Genomic DNA, 25,658 nt, shown 5'->3' on the forward strand with positions numbered 1-25,658 from the left:
CGATGCTGTCGTCGTAGGACCACATGCCGGGCGGGATCGGGTTCTTTGCCGGCCGCCCTCCATTCTGGTAGACGGCATCGACCAACGTGCGCTTGTCGATCGCCAGGGGTCACGGCACGCCGCACCCGCACATCGTCGAGCGGCGGCTTGCCTGTGTTGAGCGCCATATAGGCGACATTCTTCCCATCCTGCTGCTCGATGACCAGATTGGGGTCCTTTTCGATCTTTCCCAACTCCGCCGGGTTCGGAAGATCATCACGTGACACTCGCCGGACCGCAGCTTGTTCAGGCGCACGGCGATGTTCGGGGTGATCGAGTAGATCAGGTTGTCCAGAGGCTGGCGCCCCTGCCAATAGCCGTCGAACGCCTTGTAGCGGGATGGCGAGATCGCGCTGGTACGACACAAGACGGAACGGTCCCGTGCCGATGGGCGCCTCGTCGAACAGGTCCGGCCGCTTCGCCTTCATCAGGCTGTCGGCATATTCCGCCGACTGGATCGACAGGAACGGCATGGCGAGATCGGCCAGGAACGGAGCTTCCGGCCGGTTCAGCGTGATGCGAACCGTGTGGTCGTCCAGCTTCTCCACCGACTTCAACAGGGTCGGCAGCCCCATGCCACGGAAGTAATCGTAGGTTGCCGGGCCGACAGTGTGATAGGGATGATCGCTCTTCCATTGCCGCTCGAACGAGAACAGCACGTCATCGGCATTGAGCGTCCGGCTGGGCGTAAAATGCTCGTTGGAATGAAACCGGACGTTCCGGCGCAAACGGAAATCGTAGACCAGACCATCGTCGGAAAACCGTATAGGATTCGGCAAGAGCCGGTGTGATGATCTGCGTGCCGCGGCCGAATTCCACCAGATTGTTGAACAGGGGGCTGGCCGCGTTCACACTGGTGCCGGAGGTGGACACCTGCGCGTTGAAGCTCTGCGGATTTCCTTCCGTACAGTAGACAAGTGACTTGTCGGCCTGCGCAGCGCCGGACGTTCCCGCAAGTACGACGAGAACAGACAGCCCCTTCGCAAGCCTCTTCGAGAACGTCTTCGGCGGCAAAGGCATTTACTGCTCCTGCACGGATTGTGCTTCCATCGCAAGGGAGACGTTATCAGTAGCAAGTCGTCGTGGAAAGCGAATGGTGAAGCGTACGCCCTGGCTGGGACGGCTCTCCACTACAACCTTTCCACCCAGTCTATTCGCCACAAGATTGTAAACAATGTGCAGCCCAAGCCCTGTGCTGCCGGTTCCGCGGCGGGTGGTGAAGAACGGATCGAACACCCGTCCCAGATCGGCCGGCGGAATGCCCTTGCCGTTATCGGTATAGACCAGTTCCACCAACTCCGGGCTCGGCGCGCAGGCAGCGATCAGAAGGTGCCCCTGCTGTCCGTCCTGATATCCATGGATGAGGGAGTTCATCACGAGATTGGTCAGGACCTGAGCCAGGGCGCCGGGATAGCCGTTGATCTCGATGCCATCTGGGCACTCGACCCGCAGTGCGTGCCCCGCGCGGCGCCAGGACGGGCTGAGACTGGTCGCCAGATCCTCCAGATAGGGTTTCAATTCGAAGCGCCGCCCTTCGCCGCTGGTCTGGTCGGCGGCGACCTGCTTGAAGCTCTGCACCAGTTCGCCGGCCTGGCGCAGGTTCAGCACCATCAGCCGTGCCAATTCCTCCGCCGTTTCCTGGAAATCGGTGAAGTCGCTACGGCGCAGCTTTCCCTCTCGAACCAGGCGCCCGATCGACTCCAACCGGTCCTGCAGATGGGTGGCCCCCATCAGGGCATTGCCGAGCGGCGTATTGATCTCGTGCGCCACGCCGGCGACCAGGGCGCCGAGAGAGGCCATCTTCTCCGCCTGGATCAGATCGGCCTGGGTGCGGCGCAGGTCCTCCAACGCGCGGTCGGCACGCTCTTTCGCCTCGCGGGCCGCCAGTTCCCGCAGACCGATTTCGCGGATGAAGAAGGCGGCGGCGCGCGCCATCGTGCCGAACTCGTCCTGACGGCGCGTACCGTCGATCGGGCCGGCCAGCGGATCCTCGGCCAGCCGGGTCATCTGCCGTTGCAGCCGCAAGACCGGCCTGCTGATGGAGCGCGCGACCACGACCGCCGCACCACCGCCCAGCAGCAGGCCGATGGTCGCCCCGATGATCAGGATACGGCTCAGCAGGTCGCCGATGCGGGCCCGCCTCGTCGCGGAAGGTCTCGTCCAGCTGGCGGGCGGTCTCCACCAGGGCCCCCGCGTCGCGGTCCATGGTGATCAGCAGCTGGTTCAGCCGGCGCAGGCCCTCCGCGGTCCGTCTGAGGCTGTCGCGCCAGCTGCGGATTGCCGACAGCACCTCGTCCTGCAGCAGTGGCGACATCGGAAGTCCATGCACCGTCTCCAGAAGCTCGCCGGCATCGTCGACGATGCGGTCGGCTTCCTCCGCGTCGCGCACCGCCACCGCGTCGGCCGCCCGCCGCCCCAGGCGCAAGGCGACGATGGCGATATTCTGGGTTTCCTGCTCCGTATCGTTGGCCTGGATGGCATAGGCGATCAGCTGCACCACCTCTTCCTGGAGCGCGGTGTATCCGGTCGCTTTCACCATCAGGATTCGGGCGGTCAGCGCCTCGATGGCGGAGGCGGCTTCGGCGCTGGCATGCTGGGCGTCGGCAAGCCTCCGCTGCGCAGCGGTGGAGCGCGCCTGCACCTCATGCAACCCGTCCAGTGCCGGGCGGACCGATGGCAGGAGGGTGGATAGGAAGGTCACGTCCGGCTGTTGGTTCAAGGTGCCGGTCAGGACCAGCGCCCGCACCACCGGCAGGGTCCGGATGACCTGCTCCGCCAGCATCCGTTCCCCAAGGCCGGCGCCCGACCTGCCGTCTTCGCCGAAGCCGGCCGCCGCGTGTAACGCCGATTCGAACCGGTTCAGCGCCGCGTCGCGCTCCGCCCGCGTCTCGTGCAGCGCCTGCACGGCGGACTGCAGGTCGGCAACCACTGCGGCATAGCGGCCCGAGGTTTCCGTCGCCGGATAGCGGTCGGCCAACGGATCGGTGCGGCGCAGCGCCGCCTGGAGCCGGCCGGCGGTGTCAGTCAGCTTGTCGGTGGCGATGCGGAAATCCGCGGCGGTCAGCGGTCGCCCGGTGCCGAAGACACCGGCTCCGAAGGCCAGTGCCGCGACATGCTGCGCCTCCGCCCGTTGCAGGGCCAGCATCGCCTCGCGCAGTTCATGGGCCCCGTCGACCACGTCGCGGCTGTCGCGCAGGCGCTGGTCCGCTTCCGTCAGCGAGCCGAGCGAATCCACATTGGCGGCGTGCTGGCGCTTTCGGGCACGATCGGTCAGCGTCATCAGGCTGGCGGCATGCCGGCCCATATCGGCGACGGCCGCATCATTGGCGCCCGTCACTTCGATGAAGGCGCGCATCTGGCGGACGTAGCGCTCCAGCACCGCGGTGGCGCGCTCCACCTCAAGGCGGTGGTCGGCGGCCGATCCCGATGTGTTCAACTGCCGCAGTTCGGCATCGGCCGAGGCCGACAATGCTTCGAACCGGGCGACACGGCCGGCGCGATCGGTGGGAGCGACCTGGAGATAATCGATCCGTGCCGCCGTCGCCGCCAGCACGTCGCGATAGACGGACCCGGCAAGCACCGCCGCCTCGTAAACCCGTTCGCTGCGGTCCAGCAGCAGCCCCCCGGTGACGGCGATCACCGCGGCCACCGCCACCGGGACGCCCCCCACAATCGCGATGCGCGAGCGAATCCTCATGCGCGCCCCGCCGCAGTCATCGGCGCGCAGGGCTGTCCCGGCGGGAAGCCGGGGTAACGAAGAGGATGACCGGCGGTCCGCCACGAACGCTCCGCACACAGGATCACTGGTGCCATATCAGAGCAACAGGCGGGGGCAAAGGGGTAAAGATGAACGGGCGGAAGCGGTAACGCGGGCAGGTCGCCATCGCGCCCGCCCGTGGTCCCCGATCAGCAGGGGTGGTTCTCTCCGCGGCGCACGCAGGTGATCTGTCCCATGATCGATATGGCGATCTCGGCCGGGGTGACGGCGCCGATGGACAGGCCGACGGGGCCGCGGATCCGCTTGACCTCGGCCTCGCTCAGCCCCTCGTCGCGCAGGCGGTCCAGACGCAGCGCGTGGGTGCGCTTGCTGCCCAGCGCGCCGACATAGAAGGCGGGGGAGCGCAGGGCGGCGATCAGCGCCGGATCGTCCAGCTTGGGGTCGTGGGTCAGCGTGACCACCGCGGTGCGGACGTCGGGCTTCAGCTCCGCCAAGGCCTCGTCCGGCCACAGGTGGTTCAGCTTGACGCCGGGGAAGCGCGCCTCGGTCGCGAAGGCACCGCGCGGGTCGATCACCGTCACGTCGTACCCGGTCAGCGCCGCCACCGGGGCCAGCGCCTGGGCGATGTGCACCGCGCCGACGATCAGCAGCCGCATGGCCGGGTTGTGGACATGCACGAACAGGCGGAAGCCGTCCTCGTCCTGAGGATCGACCAGCAGGCCGGAACGGTCCTGGCGGATGCGTCGGCGCACCTCGTCCAGCAGGTCGGGTTCCAGCCCGAAACCGCCATGGATGGTGTCTTCGAAGACAAGGGTTTGCAGACCGCTGTTGAGGTCGGTCACCAGCGCGGCCGGGATTGCGGCGGCCTTCGCCGCAAGCAGCCGGTCCAGAATCTCGCGTTTCATTCCACGGCCTCGATATAGACCTGTACCTGCCCGCCGCAGGCCAGCCCGACTTCCCAGGCCATTTCGTTGGTGATGCCGAAGGACAGCACGCGCGGTTCGCCGTCCTCCATGGTCTTGGCGGCCTCATGCGCCACGGCGCCTTCGATGCAGCCGCCGGACACGGAACCCGCCATCGACCCGTGGTCGTCGACCGCCATCTGGCTGCCGACCGGCCGCGGCGAAGAGCCCCAGGTCGACACGACGGTCGCCAGGGCCACCCTGCGGCCGGCGGCGCGCCAAGCGGCCGCCTGCTCCACGATGTTGTCCGCCATCAGGGTGTCGTTCATCCCGCCGCCTCCTTCAACCAGCGGCGCAAGCCCGGGCTACGACGCGGACCATGGGTCGACAGGACACCGGCCAGATCCGCGAGGCTGTTCAGGCTGTGGGCCGCAAGAAAATCGTCCACATGCGGCAGCAGCGCCCGGATGCCCGAGGACTTCGGCGCGAAGCCTTCCCAGCGCAGCAATGGATTCAGCCAGACGAGCCGCCGACAGCTTTTGTGCAACCGTTCGGCCTCTGCCGCAAGCCCTTCCCCTGCATCCCTGTCCAGCCCGTCGGTAATGAGAAGCACGACGGCGCCCTGGCCCAGCACCCGCCGCGCCCAGGTCCGGTTGAAGGCGTGCAGCGCAGTGCCGATGCGCGTCCCGCCGGACCAGTCGGCGACCGCGCCCGACACCGCGTCCAGCGCCACGTCCACATCCTTGTGCCGCAGATGGCGGGTGATGTTGGTCAGCCGCGTGCCGAAGACGAAGCTGTAAACCCGGTCGCGGTCGTTGGTGACCGCATGCATGAAATGCAGCAGCATCCGCGAATAGCGGGTCATCGAGCCGGAAATGTCGCACAGCACCACCAGCGGCGGCGGCCGGGTACGGCGGCGCTTGCGGGCAAGGTCCGACAGGTCGCCGCCGCTGCGCAGCATCCGCCGCAGGGTGGCGCGCGGATCGACGCGCGGCCCCATCGGGTCGGAACGGTAGCGGCGGGTCGTGACCTCCGCCAGCGGCAGGGCGAGACGGGTCAGCAGGCGTTTGGCCTGCGCCATCTCCTCCCCCGTCATCTTCTCGAAATCCTTGTCCTGCAGCCGTTCGGCGGCCGATACGGTGAAGGAGGCGTCCACCTCGATCTCCGTCTTTTCCGGCTCCTCCTGTTCGGCGCCGCTGCCGTGCAGGGCCTCGGCGAGGCGCTGGGACATTTCCTGCCGGTCAGGCGGCGCCTCCGTCCGCACCTTCGGCAGCATCATCGACATCATCTTCTTCAGGATGTCAGGATTGCGCCAGAAGACATGGAAGGCCTGATCGAACAGTTCGCTCTGGTCGTGGCGGTTCACGAAGATGGCGTGCAGCGCCCAATAGAAGTCGGTGCGGTTGGACAGGCCGACCGCCTCGACCGCCTCGACCGCCTGCAGCACCTTGCCCGGCCCGACCGGCAGGCCGGCGGCACGCAGCGCGCGGGCGAAATGCATCAGGTTGAGGGTGAGGCGGCCGGCCGGCGCGTCGTCCGTCATGGCGGCCTCAACGCGCGGTGGTGGCGGCCAGTTCGGTCTTGACCTGGGTCAGGATGCGCGCCGCCTCGCTGCCCTGGATGCGGGCGATGTCGTCCTGGTATTTCAGCAGCGTGCCCAGCGTGTCGTTGATGACGGAGGGCTCAAGCTCCAGCTGGTTCAGTTCGACCAGCGCCTGCGCCCAGTCCAGCGTCTCCGCCACGCCCGGCGCCTTGTAGAGGTCCATGCCACGCAGGGTCTGGACGAAGCCCACCACTTGGGCAGACAGCCGGGCGTCGGCCTGCGGTGCCTTGACCGCGACGATCTCCCGCTCCCGCGCGGCGCCGGGATAATCGACCCAGTGGTAGAAGCAGCGCCGTTTCAGCGCGTCGTGGATCTCGCGCGTGCGGTTGGAGGTCAGGATGACGATGGGCGGTTCCGGCGCATGGACCGTGCCGAACTCCGGGATCGAGACCTGATAGTCGGACAGGATCTCCAGCAGATAGGCCTCGAACGGCTCGTCGGTGCGGTCCAACTCGTCGATCAGCAGCACCGGCGGCCCGGCGAGGTCCGGCTCCAGCGCCTGCAGCAGCGGGCGCTTGACCAGGAAGCGTTCGGAAAACAGGTCGGAGGCGAGGGATTCGCGGTCCTGCCCGCCCGACGCCTCGGCCAGCCGGATTTCCATCATCTGGCGGGCATAGTTCCACTCGTAGACGGCGGACGAGGCATCCAGCCCCTCATAGCATTGCAGCCGCAGCAGCTTGCGTCCGAGCGTCGCCGACAGGACCTTGGCGATCTCCGTCTTGCCGACGCCCGCCTCGCCCTCCAGGAACAGCGGGCGCTTCAGCTTCAGCGCCAGGAACAGCGCGGTCGCCAGCGAACGGTCCGCGACGTAATTGCCGCGGGTGAGAAGCGCCAGCGTGTCGTCGACGGAGGCGGGGAGGGGGGTGGTCATGGACGGCCTTGGAGATGGACAACAAATGCCCTCTCCCGTCCCGGGAGAGGGAGGGGACCCACCGAAGGTGGGGAGGGTGAGGGGTGAGGCAAGCATCCCGAACCGCATGGCTCCTTGGAGCACCCCTCACCCTTCCCACCGCTTCGCGGCGGGCCCCTTCCTCTCCCGGGGCGGGAGAGGGAGCTAAATCACCCCGCCGCTTCGACCGCGCGCTTCGCCATCACGGTGACGAGGTGGGCGCGGTAGTCGGCGCTGGCGTGGATGTCGGCGTTCAGGCCGTCGGCGTCCACCGACAACCCGTTCAGCGCGTCGGCCCGGAAGTCGGCGGCAAGCGCCGTCTCGAATGCTTCGGCACGGAAGACGGAGCCGGCGGCACCGGTCACCGCCACCCGGACCTCCGCACCGAACCGGGCCACGAACACGCCGACGATGGCGTAGCGGCTGGCCGGGTTGCGGAACTTGGCGTAGGCCGCCTTGTCGGGACGGGAGAAGCGCACCGACTTGACGATCTCGCCCGGTTCCAGCGCGGTTTCGAACATGCCGGTGAAGAAGTCGTCGCCGGCGATGCTGCGGCGGTCGGTGGTCACCGTCGCCTTGAGCGCCACCACCGCCGACGGATAGTCGGCCGACGGGTCGGCGTTGGCGATGGAGCCGCCCATCGTGCCCATGTTGCGGACCTGCCGGTCGCCGATGCCCTCGGCGAGGCTGGCCAGCGCCGGGATTACCCGCTTGACGAGGTCGGAATGGGCCACCTCCGCATGGCGGGTGAAGGCGCCGATCTCCAGCCCGCCATCCGCCTCGCGGATGCCCTTCAGCTCGGGAATGGCGCCGAGGTCGATCAGGTCGGTCGGGCGGGCGAGGCGCTGTTTCAGCGTCGGCAGCAGGGTCTGGCCGCCGCCCAGCAGCTTGGCCTCTTCCGCCTGGATGGCGGTCGCCGCGTCGGCAAGCGATGTCGGCCGTTGGTACGTGAACGCGTACATTCTCTAGCCTCCTTCTTCTTCGGCCGTCTTATTCCGCCGCCATGGCAGGGGCGGGCGCAGCGTCGCGGATGGTCCGCCAGACCTTCTCCGGCGTCGCCGGCATGTCCATGTGGGTGACGCCGTACTCCGACAGCGCGTCCACCACCGCGTTCATCACGGCGGCGGCGGCACCGATGGTCCCGGCCTCGCCGCAGCCCTTCACGCCCAGCGGGTTGTGGGTGCAGGGCTGGTCCTCGTGATAGCGCACGGTGAAGGATGGGACATCGTCCGCCCGCGGCATGCAATAGTCCATGTAGGAGCCGGTGACGAGCTGCCCCGACTCCTCGTCATAGACGCAGTTCTCGTACAGCGCCTGGCCAATGCCCTGGACGAGGCCGCCATGCACCTGCCCCTCGACGATCAGCGGGTTGATGACGTTGCCGAAATCGTCCACCGCGGCGAAGCTGACGATGGTGGTGACGCCGGTGTCGGGGTCGATCTCCAGCTCGCAGACATGGCAGCCGTTGGGGTAGGTGAAGTTCTTCGGATCGTAGAAGGCCTGCTCGTCCAGCCCCGGCTCCAGCTCGTCGAGCGGGAAGTTGTGCGGGACGTAGGCCTGCAGGGCGATGTCGCCGATGCCCAGGCTCTTGTCGGTGCCGGCGACGGTGAAACGACCGTCCTTCACCTCGATGTCGGTCTCGGCGGCCTCAAGCATATGGGCGGCGATCTTCTTCGCCTTGCGCTCCACCTTGTCCATCGCCTTCACCAGGGCCGATCCGCCGACCGCGAGCGAGCGCGAGCCGTAGGTGCCCATGCCGAAGGGGATCTTGTTGGTGTCGCCGTGGACGATCTCGACATTCTCGATCGGGATGCCGAACCGCTCCGCCACGATCTGGGCGAAGGTGGTCTCATGGCCCTGGCCGTGGCTGTGAGAACCGGTGAAGACCGTGACCGAACCCGTTGGATGGAAACGGACTTCCGCGCATTCATAAAGTCCTGCGCGAGCACCGAGCGCACCGGCGACATTGCTTGGCGCAATGCCGCAGGCTTCGATGTATGTCGCGAATCCGATGCCGCGCAGCTTGCCGCGTGCCTTCGATTCGGCGCGGCGCTGCTGGAAGCCGGGGTAGTCGACCAGTGGCAGGGCGATGTCCAGGTTCTTGGCGAAGTCGCCGGTGTCGTACTGCAATGCCACCGGTGTCTGGTAGGGCATCGCCTCCTTCGGCACGAAGTTGCGACGGCGGATCTCGGTCCTGTCCATGCCCATCACGCCGGCGGCGACATCGACCAGCCGTTCGATCAGATAGCAGGCCTCCGGCCGGCCGGCGCCGCGATAGGCGTCGACGGGGGATGTGTTGGTGAAGACCGCCTTCACCTCGGCATAGATCGCCGGGGTCTTGTACTGGCCGGCGAGCAGGGTGGCGTAGAGGTAGGTCGGGATCGACGGCGCGAAGGTGGACAGATAGGCGCCGAGATTGGCCAGCGTCGAGACGCGCAGCGCCAGGAAGTTGCCGTCGGCGTCCATCGCCAGCTCGGCATGGCTGACATGGTCGCGGCCATGGGCGTCGGTCAGGAAGCTCTCCGACCGGTCGGCGGTCCATTTCACCGGCCGGCCGACCTTGCGCGCCGCCCAGGTGACGACGGCCTCCTCGCCGTAATGGAAGATCTTCGACCCGAATCCGCCGCCGACGTCGGGGGCCACCACCCGCAACTTGTGCTCCGGAATGCCCAGCACGAAGGCGCCCATCAGCAGGCGGGTGACGTGCGGGTTCTGGCTGGTGGTGGTCAGCGTGTATTCGCCGGTCGACTGGTCGTACTCGCCCATCGCCGCCCGCGGCTCCATCGCGTTCGGCACCAGGCGCTGGTTGACCAGATCGATCTTGGCGACATGGGCGGCGTTGGCGAAGGCCGCGTCCACCGCCGCCTGATCGCCGAGATGCCAGTCGTAGCAGACATTGTCCGGCGCATCGTCATGGACCAGCGGCGCGCCGCCGGCAATGGCACGGGTGGAGGAGCCCACCGCCGGCAGTTCCTCGTAATCGACCACCACCATCTCGGCGGCATCGCGCGCCTGTTCGCGGGTCTCGGCGATGACCACCGCAACCGCGTCGCCGACATAGCGCACGCGGTCGCGCGCCAGCGGATAATGCGGCGGCTCCTTCATCGGCGAGCCGTCCTTGGAGTGGATCTGCCAGCCGCAGGGCAGGCTGCCGACCTTGTCGGCCTCCATGTCGGCCCCGGTCAGCACGGCGACCACGCCCGGCATCGCTGCCGCGTCCGTGAAGTCGATGCCCAGGATGCGGGCATGGGCGTAGGGGGAGCGCACATGGACCGCATGGGTCATGTTCGGGCGCTTGAAATCATCCGTGTAGTTGCCGCGGCCGGTCAGAAAGCGCTGGTCTTCGCGCCGGCGCACCGAGGCGCCGATGCCATTGGGGTTCGCCATCTCGTGTTTCCTCCCACAGGAACGCGTAAGATGCGGAGATACTTGGCTTTTGGACTTTTCGCCCTTATTCGGCCGCGACCGGCGCCGGTTGCGCGCCCGCCATCGCGTCGGCCCCCGCCTTCACCGCCTTGACGATGTTGTGATAGCCGGTGCACCGGCAGATGTTGCCCTCCAGCCCCTCGCGGATCTCGGCCTCGGTCGGGTTCGGGTTGTCGCGGACCAGATCGACCGCGCTCATCACCATGCCCGGCGTGCAGAAGCCGCACTGCAGCCCGTGATGCTCGCGGAAGGCAGCCTGCATCGGGTGCAGCGTGCCGTCGGCCGCCGCCAGCCCTTCGATCGTCGTGACCTCCGTGCCGTTGGCCTGGACGGCCAGCGTGGTGCAGGACTTCACCGACCGGCCGTCGACATGGACGACGCAAGCGCCGCACTGGCTGGTGTCGCAGCCGACATGGGTGCCCGTCAGGCCGAGATGCTCGCGCAGGAAGGCGACGAGCAGGGTGCGCTCCTCCACCTCGCGCGAGACCGTCTTGCCGTTGACGGTCATCGAAACGGTACAGGACATCGGATTTCCTCCCGCTGGCTGAAGTCTGGCTTGCAGTCGTTTGGCGTGCAGTTGGGACTTGTTACCGTCGTGTGACGCGCTTTGGGCCGGAGCCATGGTGGTGTCCGCTTCGGCCGGCGTCTTCCGCCACAAGGATAGGGGGTGACTGGCCGTCGAGGTCAAGAAGCCTGTGCGTGCCTTGGCCGAAAGAATGGCCTGTCAACGGTCGATATGTCGGATTGTACGTACTGGCGCGCAATTTTATGCCGCGTTACAGTGGGTTGGGGCAGCCCGTGGCATATGGGCATGCAAATGAATCCGCCCGGCAACGATCCGGGTGCAGCAACGATAATGGGGAGAGCCGCTATGAATCGCCCGTCCGTGAAACGTCATGTTCTGGCCCTGTGCACGGCCGCCGGCCTTGGCGTCAGCCTCGGCCTGGCCGCTCTGCCGGCCAAGGCGGAGACCTTCATCACCGTGCTGACCGGCGGCACCAGCGGGGTCTATTATCCGCTCGGCGTGGCGCTGTCGAACGTGTACGGCAAGGCGCTGCCGGGGGCCAAGGTGACGGCGCAGGCGACCAAGGCGTCGGTGGAGAACCTGAACCTGCTGCAGGCCGGCCGCGGCGAGATCGGCTTCACGCTCGGCGATTCGCTGAGCGACGCCTGGAAGGGCAACGAGGAGGTCGGCTTCAAGCAGAAGCTGGAGAAGCTGCGCACCATCGCCGCCATCTATCCCAACTACATCCAGGTGGTCGCTGCCAAGGACTCCGGCATCAAGACTCTGGCCGACCTGAAGGGCAAGCGCGTGTCGGTCGGCGCGCCGAAGTCGGGGACGGAGCTGAACGCGCGTGCCATCTTCGGCGCCGCAGGGCTCGCCTACAAGGACTTCGCCAAGACCGAGTATCTGCCCTTCGGCGAATCGGTGGATCTGATCAAGAACCGGCAGCTGGACGCGACGCTGATCTCCGCCGGCCTCGGCGTGGCGGCGATCAAGGACCTGTCGGCCTCGCAGGAGATCACCATCGTCAGCATTCCCGCCGATCTGGTGCAGAAGGTCGGCGACGCCGCCTACATCACCGAGACGATCCCGGCCGGCACCTATCCGGGCCAGAGCGAGCCGGTGCCGACCGCCGCGGTCCGCAACCTGCTGGTCAGCCATTCCGGCGTGTCGGACGACGCCGCCTATGCGATGACCAAGACCCTGTTCGAGAATCTCGACGCGCTGGCCGCCGCCCATGTGGCCGCCAAGCAGATCAAGCTCGACCAGACCGCCACCCAGTCGCCGGTGCCGCTGCATCCGGGCGCCATCAAGTACTTCAAGGAAAAGGGGCTGATGTAACGGGGGGGCGAAGGCCGCGGGGAACGCAGACTGATGACTCATGACAACGAGGCGGATGCCCAAACCCGCCAAGCGATAGACCGGGAGAATCCCGCCCATGTCGCCGCCTTCGAAGGCTTCGACGGGCGGGCGGTGTTTGCCATCGCCGTGGCCTTTTCCGCTTTCCAGATTTGGACCGCCGCCTTCAACCCGCTGTCCACCGTGGTGGTGCGGTCGGTCCATGTCGGCTTCCTGGTCCTGATGACCTTCACCCTGTTCGGCGCGAGCAAGGCCGCGCGCCGGCGGGTGCCCTGGTACGACTGGCTGCTCGGCCTCGCCGGATTCGCCATCGGCCTGTACCATTACGTCTTCGAAGTCGACCTGATCCAGCGGGCCGGCGACCCGAACGCCACCGACATCGTCGTCGGCGCCGTCGCAGTCGCCCTGGTCTTCGAGGCGGCCCGGCGCATCATGGGGCTGGCGCTGCCGATCCTGTGCGGCGTGTTCATTCCCTACGCCCTGTTCGGACGGGAACTTCCCTTCGGGATGGCCCATCGCGGCTATGGGTTCGATCAGGTGATCGACACGCTGTTCCTGTCGACCGAGGGCATCTACGGCACGCCGACCTTCGTGTCCGCCACCTACATCTTCCTGTTCATCCTGTTCGGCGCCTTCCTGGAGCGGGCCGGGATGATCAAGCTGTTCAACGACGTCTCGCTGGGTCTCGTCGGCCATTCCAAGGGCGGTCCGGCCAAGGTGGCGGTCTTCTCGTCAGGCTTCATGGGGACGATCAACGGGTCGGGCGTCGCCAACGTATTGACCACCGGGCAGTTCACCATCCCGCTGATGACCCGCTTCGGCTATCGCCCCGCCTTCGCCGGCGCGGTGGAGGCAACGGCCAGCATGGGCGGCCAGCTGATGCCGCCGGTGATGGGGGCCGCCGCCTTCATCATGGCGGAAACCATCGGCGTGCCCTACAGCGACGTCGCCATCGCCGCCGCCATTCCCGCCATCCTCTATTTCGGCAGCGCCTTCTGGATGGTGCATCTGGAGGCGGGCAAGCGCAATCTGGTCGGCCTGCCGCGGGAGGAGTGCCCCAGCGCACTGTTCGCCCTGCGGGACGGCTGGTATCTGATCCTGCCGCTGGCGGCCCTGGTCTATCTGCTGTTCTCCGGCTTCACGCCGCTGTTCGCCGGCGTGATCGGCATCGCCGCCACCATTGCCCTGATCCTGGGCATGAGCCTGGTCACCTCCATCGGCCCGACCGCGCTGCGCGCCGGATTCTGGGTGCTGCTGGGTCTGGTCGCCGCCGGTCTGTGGCGGACGGGACTGCGGACGGAACATCTGGCCTTCGCCATGGTCGGCTTGCTGGTCGTCCCCTGCCTGATGCTCAAGGGCGGGCGGGAGACGCTGCGGCTGGTGGAGAATGCCACCGCCGACGGTGCGAAGAACGCCGTTGGCGTCGGCGTCGCCTGCGCGCTGGTCGGGGTTCTGATCGGCATGATGACGCTGACCGGCCTTGCCTCCAGCTTCGCCACCACCATCGTCAACCTGTCGGGCGGCAGCCTGCTGGCGGCGCTGGTGCTGACGATGGTGACCTGCATCGTGCTGGGGACGGGGCTTCCGACCACGGCCAACTACATCATCACCGCATCGATCGCGGCCCCGGCGCTGCTGACCATGGGCGTGCCGCTGATCGTCAGCCACATGTTCGTCTTCTATTTCGGCATCATGGCCGACCTGACCCCGCCGGTCGCGCTGGCGGCGCTCGCCGCCTCCTCCATCGCGCGGGTCGGGCACATGAAGATCGGCTTCATCGCCACGCGCATCGCCATGGCCGGCTATGTCGTGCCCTTCATGGCGGTGTATGATCCGGCGTTGCTCCTGCAGAGCGAGAACTGGATCGCCGTGGCCTACATCGTCTTCAAGGCCTGCATCGCCATCGCATTGTGGGGGGCCGCCACCATCGGTTTCTTCTGGACCACCCTGCCGATGCCGGCCCGCATCTTTGCCGCGGCGACCGCCTTCCTGTTCGTCGTGGCACTGCCGATCACCGACGAAATCGCCTTTGCCATGGCCGCCCTGTTCCTGCTGTGGCAGTACCGACGCCGGCGCAGTGTCCCGGCGGCTGCACCAGCCTTGTGAGGTGGCCGGTCTCTGCCTGTTCGCACTCGGCGGCGCGCTTCTCGCGTCGCTGCCGGGGACGGATTTCACCCTGTCCTGGACCCATTCCATCGAGAAGACCGAATGGCGCGAGCGCTGGTCGGTGGACTCCGGCCGGCTGCGCCCGGTGGAGGCCCGCATCCGCGGGACCGGCGCCGGAATGGAACCGGGACCGGACGCCCGGCTGACCGGCGACGGCTGGCTGGCGTGGGTGCCCGGCCTGCCGCCGCAGGAGAGCGTCGCGCTGGCGGCCTCCGGCTTCACCGGCGAGCACCGGCTGTGCGCGGGTTCCGATTGCCGGCCGCTGTCGGGCTGGACCGGGGTTGCGGATCAAGCGGTCGTCATGCGGGCTTGCCGGTGATGCACTCCTGCGTCACTCCGCGAATATTAGTATGGTAGTGCCCCTTCCGGCTTGGCTTACGTTCCGACAGAACGCATACTCCCGGTCCTTTCGTCAGCCTGCCGTTTGGACCGATGACCAACTCCTCCTCCCGCCGCCCATCCTTTCTCCCAGCCTTCTTCGCCATGGCGCTGGCCGCCGGCGGTCTGCTGCTGGGCACGCATGGTGCCCTGGCGGCGGAGGTTGCCCATGGTGGAGCGCCTCATCTGGACGGAGGGATGCTGAGTGCGGTCTGGGTGGTGCCGTTCGCCGGTATCCTGCTGTCGATTGCGCTGTTCCCGCTGCTGGCGCCGGCGATGTGGCACCATCATTTCGGCAAGATCTCGGCCCTATGGGCTCTCGCCTTCCTCGTGCCCTTCGCCTCGGTCTTCGGGCCGGAACTGGCGACCTACGAACTGCTGCATACGGTCCTGCTCGAATATATCCCCTTCATCGTTCTACTGACCGCGCTGTTCACGGTGGCGGGCGGCGTGCGGGTGGCCGGATCGCTGGTCGGGACACCGCTGGCCAACACGGTCGGGCTGGCGCTCGGCACTGTTCTGGCGAGCCTGATGGGTACGACCGGCGCCTCGATGCTGCTGATCCGCCCGATGCTGCGTGCGAACGAACACCGGCGCGATAAAGTTCACACGATGGTGTTCTTCATCTTCCTGGTGTCGAATGTCGGCGGATCGCTGACGCCGCTGGGCGACCCGCCCCTGTTCCTGGGCTTCCTGAAGGGCGTCGATTTCTTCTGGCCGACGGTCCACCTGTTCGCGCCGATGGTCTTCCTGTCGATCCTGCTGCTGCTGATCTATTTCGTTCTCGACGTCGTGCTGCACACCCGTGACCCCGGCAAGCACCCGCTGATCGAAGGCGTGCACGAGCGGGAGCCGATCCGCATCGAAGGATCGGTCAACCTGCTGCTGCTGGTGGCGATCGTCGGCGCGGTTCTGCTCAGCGGCGTCTGGCATCCGGGGGTCGGCGTCACGCTGTACCATGTGACGGTGCCGCTGGAGAGCATCGTGTCGAACCTGCTGCTGCTGGGCATCACCGGCCTGTCGCTGGCCCTGACCAGCAAGCAGAGCCGCCGCATGAACGGCTTCACCTGGGGACCGATCCTGGAGGTGGCGAAGCTGTTCGCCGCGATCTTCCTCACCATCATCCCGGCCATCGCCATCCTGAAGGCCGGCACCGACGGCGCGCTGGGCGCCATCATCTCCGCGGTGAACGAGGGTGGGAAGCCGAACCCGGCCGCCTATTTCTGGGCCACCGGCATCCTGTCCAGCTTCCTCGACAACGCGCCGACCTACCTGATCTTCTTCAACACGGCCGGGGGCGATGCGAAGGTTCTGATGACGGACCTGTCGTTGACGCTGACAGCGATCTCCGCCGGCGCGGTGTTCATGGGCGCCAACAGCTACATCGGCAACGCCCCCAACTTCATGGTCAAGGCCATCGCTGAGGAGCGCGGCGTCGCCATGCCCAGCTTCTTCGGCTATATCGCCTGGTCCTTCGGCATCCTGGTGCCGCTGCTGGGCCTGACCACGCTGGTGTTCTTCGTCTGACGCCGGTGCGGCGGTCCGCACCGCCGCTTCCGGTTCTCACACCCCGAAGGGATAGGTGTCGGGCACGTCCGTCCGGGCGTGCTCCGGCCCCAGCGGGGTGACGGCGGCCGTCTCGTCGAACCAGACCCAGGCGTCGAACTGGCCGGGCAGGGTGGCTTCCGAATAGTGGCTCCACAACTCCGTCTCGGGCCGGTAGATGACGCCGATGAAGCGTTCCAGCCGCGGCGTCAGCAGGGCGCGGCGCACCGCCCCGCTCCGTTCCGCCTGAAGGTCGAGCAGGAAGCGCGGCACTCCCGCGTCGTGGCAGAGCCGTTCATAGCTGTCGCTGCGTGACGGCCGAACCCGCTTCACCTCCATGGCGCCGTTCCAGTCGGTGGCCGCGGCAACCGTACCGCTGTGGGTGCCGAAGCCGATCAGCGCCGCCTCCGCGCCGAAGCGCTCGCGGCAGAGCTGGCCGATGTTCAGCTCGTCGCGGGTGATGCCCATGTCGGTCTGGCGGGCATCCCGATGTGGGAATTGTGGGCCCAGACCACCGCCTTCGCGTCCGGCCCCTTGGCCTCCAGCAGGTTGGCGAGCGTTTCGAACATATGGGTGTCGCGCAGGTTCCAGCTGTCCGCCCCGCCGTAATACATGATGCGGTAATAGCGCTCCGCCGAAGCGATCAGGCGGGCGTTCTGGGCGGCGTCGAGGAAGCGGTCGCCGTCCTCCCCCGCATAATCCAGCCGCTTTTCCAGCAAGGCCCGGCACTGCTCGATCACCGCCGCCTCGCATTTGCGGAAGCCGCCGGACAGCGCCGCGCGGCCATAGGTGGCGGGATCACGTTGCCAGGGCGTCAGGCAGCCGTAGCGCTCGCGCGCCGCCGCCGCCGCCTCCGGATCGACGCGGTCGAGATAGTCCAGCACCGCGGCGATCGAACCGCCCATGTTATACATGTCCAGCCCGTAGAATCCGGCGCGACGCTCCGGCGGCTGGCTGCCGTTGCGGTCATGCAGCCAATCGAGGAAGGCGGCGACGTCGGTGTTCCGCCACATCCAGCTGGGGAAGCGCTGGAAGGGCGCCTCCTCCGCCCGGCCGCCGGGGCGGTGGCGGACATAGCGGTCGATCGCGGCGGCGTCCGGCCAATCGGCCTCCACGGCGACGATGGTGAAGCCGTGCCGCTCGATCAGTCTCTTCGTGATGGCGGCGCGGGCGCGGTGGAACTCCGAGGTGCCGTGGCTCGCCTCGCCCAGCAGCACGACGCGGCGGTCGCCCCAACGGTCGAACAGCCGGCCGAAGTCGGGGCTGTCCAGGTCCGGCAGGGGTTCGGCGGCATCGGCGATCATCTCCGGCAGGGTGGCGGGCGGCTCCCCCGGCCGCCGTCCCGGACCGTGGTTGCCGGCCGACCGCGTGCCGTCCTCTGCCCAGCCCTGGGCGCCGATCAGCGGAACGAAGGACACTCGGTCCCGCTCCTCCCGTTCGAACTCCGTCTCACCGTGGCGGACGACCTTCACCAGCGTCTGGTCGCGGCGGGCGCCGACCGGGATCACCATCCGTCCGCCGATGGCGAGCTGGTCCATCAGGGCCTTCGGCACTTCCGGCCCGCCGGCCGACACCAGGATGACGTCGAAGGGCGCTTCCTCCGGCCAGCCTTCCGTCCCGTCGCCGGTGCGCACCGTCACGTCGCCGAATCCCAGATCCTGCAGCCGGCGCCGGGCCGACTGGGCCAGGCTGGGGTGCCGTTCGACCGCGAAGACACGACCCCGGCCCTGGCGGGCGATGTGGCCCAGCAGCGCCGCGACATAGCCGGAGCCGGCCCCGACCTCCAGCACCCTGTCGTCTGCGCCGACCTCCGCCGCCTCGATCATCGCGGCGACGACGCTGGGCTGCGAGATCGTCTGCTCCTCCCCGATGGGCAGGGGCGAATCCTCATAGGCGAACTCGACCATCTCGGGCGCGACGAAATGCTCGCGCGGGACGGCACGCATGGCGTTGAGGACGGGTTCGGCGCGGATGCCGCGGCGGGCGATCTGGGTGTCGACCATCCGCTGGCGCTGGCGATTGACGTTGGCCACGGTCTTCTCCCCGGGGCAGGAATGCGGCGACCGTCTATTGGCGATCTGCTGTTCGATGGCCCAACAGGTTGCGAGCCGCGGCGTTCCATCCCCGCACCGGTGCGAACCGGAGAAGGTGCAACAAAAAAATGCACCCGGAGGCCAATGCCGCCGGGCGCGAAGTCACAGTACGAAAGAGGATCATCAGCAGTGATGATGCAATCGGGAGATCGATTGTGCTGCCACCCTCGCATGGGCCACGGGGGTGTCCCTTGACCACGGTCAAGCTTGAGCGTTGGCGCGGGATATTTTGGCGATAGCGGGAGCAGGGCACCGTTGTTCCCGGAATGGGAACGCTGTAGGCTAGGCAACATGAACGTCATCAAACGCTCCACCCTGACCATCTTCTGGGAACGGCATCCGGAAACGGAACAACCGCTCAAGGAGTGGTTTCGCACGGTCAAAGCGGCGGGCTGGACCTGTATGGACGACGTGATGAAGAGCTATCCGAGGGCAAAGGTACTGAACGGCGAGCGTGTTCGGTTCGAGATTTGCGGCGGCAACTATCGCTTGATCGCTGCGTTCAAGTTCACAGCGAACATCGCCTTCGTGAAGTTCATTGGAACACATGCCGAATATGACCGCATCGATGCCCTCACGGTGGATCGATATTGAGGAGACGGGAGAAATGGACCTGAAACCCATCCATTCGGACGCCGACCACGCCGCGGCCGTCGAAGAAATCGAACGGCTTTGGGATGCGGAGCCGGGGACGCCCGACCATGACCGGCTGGAGGTTCTCGGCACGCTGGTCGATGCCTATGAGGCGACGCGCTGGCCCATCGATGTTCCCGACCCTGTCGAGGCGATCAAGGCACGGATGGACGCCGCCGGCTACACCCAGTCGGATCTGGGACGCCTGCTTGGGTCCCGTCCGCGCGCCAGCGAGGTGCTCAACCGGCAGCGCCGCCTGACCGTGGAGATGGCGTGGAAGCTTCACACCGCTTGGGCCATTCCGGCAGAAAGCCTGATAAAGCCTTATACTCTCCGCACGGGAGAGATGCCGAAGTGAACCGGCATCCTCCCCTGCATCAATCCCCAGCGCCGGATTCGGCAGCGCACCGTTCACCCCGGTGTCCTCCACCTCTTCCGCTTCCGGCCGGGGCACGCGGAACCAGGCGGCGTAGAGCGCCGGCAGGAAGAAGATCGTCAGCACGGTGGCGCCCGCCAGACCGCCCATGATGGCGACCGCCATCGGGCCCCAGAAGACGCTGTGCGTCAGCGGAATCATGGCGAGGATCGCCGCGGCGGCGGTGAGCGCGATGGGGCGGGCGCGGCGCACGGTCGCCTCCACGATGCTGTCCCAGCGCGACCGGCCACTGCGGATGTCCTGCTCGATCTGGTCGACCAGGATGACCGAGTTGCGCATGATGATGCCGGCCAGCGCGATGACGCCCAGCATGGCGACGAAGCCGAAGGGCAGGTTGAACAGCAGAAGCGAGGCGGTGACGCCGATCAGCCCCAGCGGCGCGGTCAGCAGAACCAGGAACACACGCGAGAAACTCTGCAGCTGCAGCATCAGCGTGGTCACCATGATCAGCAGCATCAGCGGCATCATGGCGTTGATCGAATCCTGCCCCTTTGCGCTTTCCTCGATGGCGCCGCCCATGGCGATGGCATAGCCGTCCGGCAGGGTGGCGCGGAGCGCGTTCAGCTGCCCGTTCAACTGGGTGCTGACCACCGGGGCCTGCAGGCCGCCGGTCACGTCACCCTTGATCGTCATCGTCGTCTCGCGGCCCCGGCGCCACAGCACCGGCTCCTCCAGTTCGTAGCGGACGGCGGCGACCTGGCTCAAGGGTACGGTGGTGCCGCGGCTGGTGCGGATGTTCAGCTCGCCAAGGCGCGACAGGTCCGCCCGTTCCTCCGGCGTGGTGCGCAGCAGGACGCCGATCAGTTCCGTCCCCTCGCGGTACTGGGTGACCGACATGCCGTTCAACAGCAGTTGCAGGGCATTGGACAGGTCCTGCTTCGACACACCGAGCGCGCGGGCCTTGGCGGTGTCGACCTCCAGCCGGACGCGCTTGGACAGCTCGTCCCAGTCCAGATGGACGTTGGCGGTGTTGGGGTGGCCGCGCATGGTGTCGCGCACCTGATAGGCGATCTTGCGGATGGTCGCAGGATCGTCGCCGGTGACGCGGAACTGCACCGGATAGCCGACCGGCGGGCCGTTCTCCAGCCGGCTGATGCGGACGCGGGCGGCGGGGAAGTCGGATTCCAGCGTCGGCTCCAGCCGCTGCATGAAGTGCTCGCGTTCCTCCAGCCCCTTGGTCATCACCATGAACTGGGCGAAGTTGGCGGTCTCCAGCTGCTGGTCGAGCGGCAGGTAGAAGCGCGGGGAGCCGCCGCCGGTGTAGGCGACCCAGTAATCGACGTCCGGATCCTTGGCCAGCACCGCTTCCATCCGCTTCACCTCGGCGGCGGTCGCTTCGAACGACGAGCCTTCGGCAAGGCGGATGTCGATCAGCAGTTCCGGCCGGCTGGCGGACGGGAAGAACTGCTGCTGCACATGACCGAAGCCGACCAGCGCGGTGACGAAAGCCGCCACCGTCACGCCGATGGTGAGCCAGCGCGCACGCACGCAGGCCTCGATCATCCGGCGCAGGATGCGATAGGTCCGGGTGTCGTAGATGTCCAGCTCGTGCCCGTCCGGCACCACATGCTTGGGCTTGGGCAGCAGGAGCCAGCCGAGATAGGGGGTGAAGATCACCGCCACCACCCAGGACAGCATCAGCGACAGCGCCACCACCCAGAAGATGGAGTTGGTGTATTCGCCGGCCGCCGACGCCGCGAAGCCGACGGGGACGAAGCCGGCGGCGGTGACGACGGTGCCGCTCAGCATCGGGAAGGCGGTGGAGGTGTAGGCGAAGGCCCCGGCCTTCAGCCGGTCCCAACCCTGCTCCATCTTCACCACCATCATCTCGACCGCGATGATGGCGTCGTCCACCAGCAGGCCGAGCGCGATGATGAGGGCGCCCAGGGAGATTCGCTGCAGGTCGATGTGCAGGATCTGCATCGCCACCAGCGTCATCGCCAGCACCAGCGGGACGGCCAGCGCCACCACGATGCCGGTGCGCCAGCCCAGGCTGACGAGGCTGACCAGGATGACGATGCCCAGCGCTTCCGCCAGCGACTTCATGAACTCGCCGACCGAGTTCTCGACCACCGTCGGCTGGTCGGCGATCTGCGCCACCTCCAGCCCTGCCGGAAGCTCCGCCTTGATCTTCTCCATCGCGGCGTCGAGCTTCTCGCCCAGCTTCAGCACGTTGCCGCCCTTCGCCATGACGACGCCGAGCCCGATGGCGTCGCGCCCCTTGTAGCGCAGGGTGTAGCGGCGCGGTTCGACATAGCCGCGCTTGACCTCCGCCACGTCGCCGATGGTCAGCAGCCGGCCGCCGCTCTCCACCGGGATCGCGCGCACCGCAGCGGCGGTGTCGAGCCCGAGGTCGAGGCGGACATAGACCCGCTGCGATCCGGTATCGACGTCGCCCGACGCGGCGATGGCGTTCTCGCGCTGAAGCGCCTGGATCACCGACTCCACCGGCAGGCCGAAGCTGGCCAGCCGCTGGCTGGAGATCTCGACATAGACGCGCTCCTCCTGCGGGGCGATCAGGTCGATCTTCTCGACGCCCGGCAGCTTAAGCAGGCGGGCGCGCGCCTGTTCCGCCACCTTCTTCAGTTGGGCCGGCGTGAAATCCTGGCCCATGAAGCCGTAGATGGCGGAATAGACGTCACCGAACTCGTCGTTGAAGAAGGGACCGACCACGCCGTCGGGCAGCGTATAGATAATGTCGCCGATCTTCTTGCGGACCTGATACCACAGGTCGGCCACCATCTTCGGCGGGGTATAGTCCTTCAACTGGACGAAGACCACCGACTCGCCGGGCTTGGAATAGCTGCGGGAGACGTCGTAATAGGGCACCTCCTCCAACTTCTTCTCGATGCGGTCGGTGACGAACTGTTCCACCTCGCGCGCGGTGGCGCCCGGCCATTGGGTGCGGACCACCATCACCTTGAAGGTGAAGGACGGATCCTCCGCCCGGCCCAAATTCATGTAGGCGAGCGCACCGGCCAGCACGCTGGCGAGCATCATGAACAGCACGAGCGTGCGGTGCGCCAGCGCCCAGGCCGACAGGTTCATGCGGGAGTGGTTCATCGTGCCGGCTCCGTCCAGACGCGGACCTTCTGTCCGGCGTCGAGCTTGTGCACGCCGGCGGTCACCACACGCTCGCCGTCCTTCAGCCCGCCACCGATCAGCGCGAGGTCGCCGGCATAGGCGGCGACGGTGACCGGGCGCAGTTCCAGTCGGTCGTCGGGAGCGGACAGCACCCAGACCGCCGGCTTCTGCTCGCGTTGGGTCAATGCACTGAGCGGCAGGCGGGCAACCGGCGCCCCGTGGTCGCTGGCGGCGGTGACGGTCGCGGTCATGCCGAGCTGGACCGTCGGCGGCGGATCGGCCAGCGCGATCTTCGCCTGGAAGGTGCGGGTGCTGGCGTCGGCCGCTGGGCGAAACCTCGCCCAAGCTGCCGGCAATGCTCTGGCCGGGGTGGGACCACAGCTCCACCGACAGTTTCTGACGGGGCAGGGCGCCCACCTGCTGTTCGGGAATGTTGGCGACCGCCTCCAGCGACCCCAACCGGGCGACGCGCAGGGCGGTCTGGCCGGATGCCACCACCTGTCCCGGCTCGATCAGCGTCGCGGTGACGATGCCGGCCTCGTCCGCCACCAGCGTCGCATATTGAGCGGAGTTGGTCAGGATGCGCAGTTGCGCCTCCACCTCCCGCACCTTGGACTCGGCCTTGTCGAGGGTCGTCTTGCGGCGGTCGTATTCCTGCCGCGTCGTCCATTCGCCGTTGCGCAGGCTGGCATAGCGCTGGAAGTCGCTGCGCGCGTTGGCCGAGTCGGCCTCAGCCGAGGCGAGCTGCGCCTGCGCGGCGCGGATCTGCAATTGAAGGTCGGTGGGGTCGAGGCGGGCGAGCGGCATGCCGGGTTCGATGCGGGTGCCGACCTCCACCAGCCGGGCAGTGACCTTGCCGCCGACGCGGAAGCCGACATCGGCCTCCACCCGCGGGCGGATCACCGCCGGATAGCGCACGCTGTCGACCAACGGTTCCAGGGCAACCGTGGCGACTCGCACCGGCCTGACTTCCGCCTCCGCAGGGGTGGAGGCGGAATGCGTTTCGTTGCAGCCGGTCAGCAGCCCCGCCACCGTCACCATGGCGGCGGTCGCCATGAAGGCGGACGCAAACCGTGTTTCGCGGAATCGCGCCATACCACGTCTCCCCACTGGACTGGACTGTATCGTACTGCTACCGTCCTACTCCGGCATCCGAGCAACGTCAAGAGTGAACGGTACAGTTCAGTGCAGTCATTGGAGCAAAAAGCGTCTCAGCCGTCCGCCTCCCATGATGCGAAGGCGGAACAGATCCTTGCCGCCGCGCGGGAGGTGTTTCTGGAGCTTGGCTACGCCGCGACCTCGATGGATCAGGTGGCCCAGCAGGCGCGCGTATCGAAGACCACGCTCTACACCCGCTTCCCGTCCAAGGAGGAGCTGTACACGGCGGTGATCTCCGCCGAATGCGAACGGCGCGGGCTGAAATTCGCGCCGGAAATGTTCGACGGCCTACCGCTGCGCGAGATCCTGGTCCAGGTCGGCCGCCGCTTCGTCGATCTGATCTGGTCGGAAGCGGCGATCCGTGTTCACCAATCGGTGGCGGGGGAGGCGACGCGGATGCCGGTGGCGGCACAGCTCTATTTCCGGGCGGGACCGGAGCAGGGCATCGCCAATTTCGTCGCACTGTTCACCCGGCTGGCCGAACGCGGCGTGATCGCGACCGACGATCCGGAGTTCGTTGCCCGGCAATTCCTGACCGCATTGCAGGGAGGCTCATACTGCCAGCTGGTGCTGGGCCTCTGCCCCCAGCCGACGGAGGAGGAGCGCTACGCCTTCGTCGACAAAGCGATCGATCTGTTCCTGCATGGCGTGGCACCTGCTACACGATAGCCGGTTCCGATTTTTCGCAATGGAATGCCTGTCCATGTCCGCCTGCCCCTGCGGTTCCGGCCGCGACTTCGACCTTTGCTGCGGCCCGCTCCTGGCGGGGGAGCCCGCCCCCAGTGCCGAGGCGCTGATGCGGTCACGCTACACCGCTTTCGTCCGCCACGACATCGACCATATCGAGCGCAGCTGCGCCCCGGAAACCCGCGCCGCCTTCAGCCGTGACGATGCGGTCCGAGTGGCGCAGGAGTGCGAATGGGGGCCGCTGACGGTGATGAAGGCGGAGGAGAACGGCGACGACGGCATGGTCGAGTTCTTCCTGACATTCCGCCGCGACGGGGAGGACTGGCCGGTGCACGAACGGTCGCGCTTCCGCCGGGTCGATGGCCGCTGGCTCTATGTCGACAGCGTGCTGAACCCCAAGGACCCGCCGCGCCGCGTGGTGAAGGTCGGCCGCAACGATCCCTGCCCCTGCGGGTCGGGACGCAAGCACAAGGCCTGCTGCGGGCGCTGAGACGGGATAGTTACGGACTATCACTCTCTTGGCCGTCATTCCCGCGAAGGCGGGAATCCATCCGTCTCAGCCGCTTGATTGCGAAGTCTCCTGGATCCCCGCCTTCGCGGGGATGACGGCCGAAAAGACTCCGGGCGCTGATCCGACACCCGGAGCCCACACACCTCAGCTCATCCCCAAATACCGCCCCGGCTTGTGGTTGATCGCCAGCGTCAGGTTGACGATGGCCGCCCCCACCACCGACAGCAGCAGCCGGTCCGGCGCCAGCACGAAGAAGGCGCCGGCCAGGATCGCCAGATCGACGCCCAACTGGAAATAGCCGGCGCGAATTCCGTGCTTCTCCTGCAGGTAGATCGCCAGGATGTTGACGCCGCCCAACCCGGTGCGGTGCCGGAACAGCATCAGGAGGCCGGTGCCGCACAGTCCGCTGCCGACCACCGTCGCGTAGACCGGGTCCAGATGGGCAAACCCCACCCATTGCTCGGTCAGGCGCGAGAAGATCGTGACCAGCCCCACCGCGATGAAGGTGCGCGCGGTGAATTTCCAC

19 protein-coding genes and 2 pseudogenes are annotated in these 25,658 nt (G+C 67.2%); 8 read left to right on the top strand and 13 right to left on the bottom strand.

Going from position 1 to position 25,658, the window contains the following annotated elements:
* The 10 genes from F1643_RS20250 to F1643_RS20295 all read right to left on the bottom strand — a co-directional run.
* On the bottom strand, nt 1-767 hold a 767-nt coding region (locus F1643_RS20250), incomplete at its 3' end, for an ABC transporter substrate-binding protein (RefSeq protein WP_255543108.1).
* Nucleotides 700-1,059 carry a hypothetical protein gene (locus tag F1643_RS20255; protein ID WP_194915070.1) on the bottom strand — a complete coding sequence of 120 codons (360 nt, stop codon included), beginning with the start codon at nt 1,057-1,059 and terminating at the stop codon, nt 700-702. The genes F1643_RS20255 and F1643_RS20250, both read right to left, overlap by 68 nt.
* Nucleotides 1,060-1,809 carry a sensor histidine kinase gene (locus F1643_RS24120; protein WP_370540728.1) on the bottom strand — a complete coding sequence of 250 codons (750 nt, stop codon included), beginning with the start codon at nt 1,807-1,809 and terminating at the stop codon, nt 1,060-1,062.
* A gap of 2,136 nt (nt 1,810-3,945) precedes the next feature.
* Nucleotides 3,946-4,662 carry an XdhC family protein gene (locus F1643_RS20265; protein ID WP_194915071.1) on the bottom strand — a complete coding sequence of 239 codons (717 nt, stop codon included), beginning with the start codon at nt 4,660-4,662 and terminating at the stop codon, nt 3,946-3,948.
* Nucleotides 4,659-4,988, bottom strand: coding sequence for an XdhC family protein (locus F1643_RS20270; RefSeq protein WP_206692591.1), 330 nt, complete (start codon nt 4,986-4,988; stop codon nt 4,659-4,661). The genes F1643_RS20265 and F1643_RS20270 overlap by 4 nt, the downstream gene beginning before the upstream one ends.
* Nucleotides 4,985-6,202 (bottom strand): VWA domain-containing protein, encoded by a 1,218-nt coding sequence (locus F1643_RS20275; protein ID WP_194915072.1) that lies wholly within the window; start codon nt 6,200-6,202, stop codon nt 4,985-4,987. The genes F1643_RS20270 and F1643_RS20275 overlap by 4 nt, the downstream gene beginning before the upstream one ends.
* 7 nt (nt 6,203-6,209) lie before the next feature.
* A complete protein-coding gene (locus F1643_RS20280; RefSeq protein ID WP_194915073.1) occupies nt 6,210-7,133 on the bottom strand; it encodes a MoxR family ATPase in 924 nt (307 codons plus the stop codon).
* A 188-nt stretch (nt 7,134-7,321) separates the two neighbouring features.
* Nucleotides 7,322-8,113, bottom strand: a complete 792-nt coding sequence (locus F1643_RS20285) for a xanthine dehydrogenase family protein subunit M (RefSeq protein WP_194915075.1) — start codon at nt 8,111-8,113, stop codon at nt 7,322-7,324.
* A gap of 28 nt (nt 8,114-8,141) precedes the next feature.
* Nucleotides 8,142-10,538: a xanthine dehydrogenase family protein molybdopterin-binding subunit gene (locus F1643_RS20290; RefSeq protein WP_194915076.1), complete on the bottom strand. Its 2,397-nt coding sequence runs from the start codon at nt 10,536-10,538 to the stop codon at nt 8,142-8,144.
* Nucleotides 10,539-10,602: 64 nt separating this feature from the next.
* Nucleotides 10,603-11,103 carry a (2Fe-2S)-binding protein gene (locus F1643_RS20295; RefSeq protein WP_194915077.1) on the bottom strand — a complete coding sequence of 167 codons (501 nt, stop codon included), beginning with the start codon at nt 11,101-11,103 and terminating at the stop codon, nt 10,603-10,605.
* A gap of 345 nt (nt 11,104-11,448) precedes the next feature.
* Between F1643_RS20295 and F1643_RS20300 the strand changes: the two genes are divergently transcribed.
* From F1643_RS20300 to F1643_RS20315, 4 genes are all read left to right on the top strand, one after another.
* Nucleotides 11,449-12,423 carry a TAXI family TRAP transporter solute-binding subunit gene (locus tag F1643_RS20300; protein ID WP_194915078.1) on the top strand — a complete coding sequence of 325 codons (975 nt, stop codon included), beginning with the start codon at nt 11,449-11,451 and terminating at the stop codon, nt 12,421-12,423.
* Between the two features lie 33 nt (nt 12,424-12,456).
* A complete protein-coding gene (locus F1643_RS20305; RefSeq protein WP_194915079.1) occupies nt 12,457-14,547 on the top strand; it encodes a TRAP transporter permease in 2,091 nt (696 codons plus the stop codon).
* Nucleotide 14,548: 1 nt separating this feature from the next.
* The gene (locus F1643_RS20310; RefSeq protein ID WP_194915080.1) at nt 14,549-14,926 is read left to right on the top strand and encodes a DUF1850 domain-containing protein; all 378 of its coding nucleotides are present in this window, start codon (nt 14,549-14,551) and stop codon (nt 14,924-14,926) included.
* A 113-nt stretch (nt 14,927-15,039) separates the two neighbouring features.
* Entirely contained in the window at nt 15,040-16,512 is a 1,473-nt protein-coding gene (locus tag F1643_RS20315; RefSeq protein ID WP_194915089.1) for a sodium:proton antiporter, read from the top strand.
* Between the two features lie 36 nt (nt 16,513-16,548).
* Here the strand turns inward: F1643_RS20315 and F1643_RS20320 are convergent.
* Nucleotides 16,549-18,533, bottom strand: a pseudogene (locus F1643_RS20320) (protein-L-isoaspartate(D-aspartate) O-methyltransferase).
* 381 nt (nt 18,534-18,914) lie between these two features.
* Here F1643_RS20320 and F1643_RS20325 point away from each other — a divergent pair.
* Nucleotides 18,915-19,217, top strand: coding sequence for a type II toxin-antitoxin system HigB family toxin (locus F1643_RS20325; RefSeq protein ID WP_194915091.1), 303 nt, complete (start codon nt 18,915-18,917; stop codon nt 19,215-19,217).
* Between the two features lie 205 nt (nt 19,218-19,422).
* Nucleotides 19,423-19,614, top strand: a complete 192-nt coding sequence (locus F1643_RS25155) for a type II toxin-antitoxin system HigA family antitoxin (RefSeq protein ID WP_370540729.1) — start codon at nt 19,423-19,425, stop codon at nt 19,612-19,614.
* Nucleotides 19,615-19,734: 120 nt separating this feature from the next.
* Here the strand turns inward: F1643_RS25155 and F1643_RS20330 are convergent.
* Nucleotides 19,735-23,871: pseudogene (locus F1643_RS20330) on the bottom strand (efflux RND transporter permease subunit); the annotation flags it as partial.
* 90 nt (nt 23,872-23,961) lie between these two features.
* Here F1643_RS20330 and F1643_RS20340 point away from each other — a divergent pair.
* Nucleotides 23,962-24,603, top strand: coding sequence for a TetR/AcrR family transcriptional regulator (locus F1643_RS20340; RefSeq protein ID WP_194915093.1), 642 nt, complete (start codon nt 23,962-23,964; stop codon nt 24,601-24,603).
* Between the two features lie 34 nt (nt 24,604-24,637).
* Complete coding sequence (locus F1643_RS20345; RefSeq protein WP_194915095.1) at nt 24,638-25,111, top strand: YchJ family protein; 474 nt, start codon at nt 24,638-24,640, stop codon at nt 25,109-25,111.
* A gap of 165 nt (nt 25,112-25,276) precedes the next feature.
* On the opposite strand, the gene F1643_RS20350 is transcribed toward F1643_RS20345, so the two are convergent.
* Nucleotides 25,277-25,658: YitT family protein (locus F1643_RS20350; protein ID WP_194915097.1), on the bottom strand; the 382-nt coding region annotated here is incomplete at its 5' end.

The sequence above is a fragment of the Azospirillum sp. INR13 genome, from assembly GCF_015390205.1.
Lineage (GTDB): Bacteria > Pseudomonadota > Alphaproteobacteria > Azospirillales > Azospirillaceae > Azospirillum.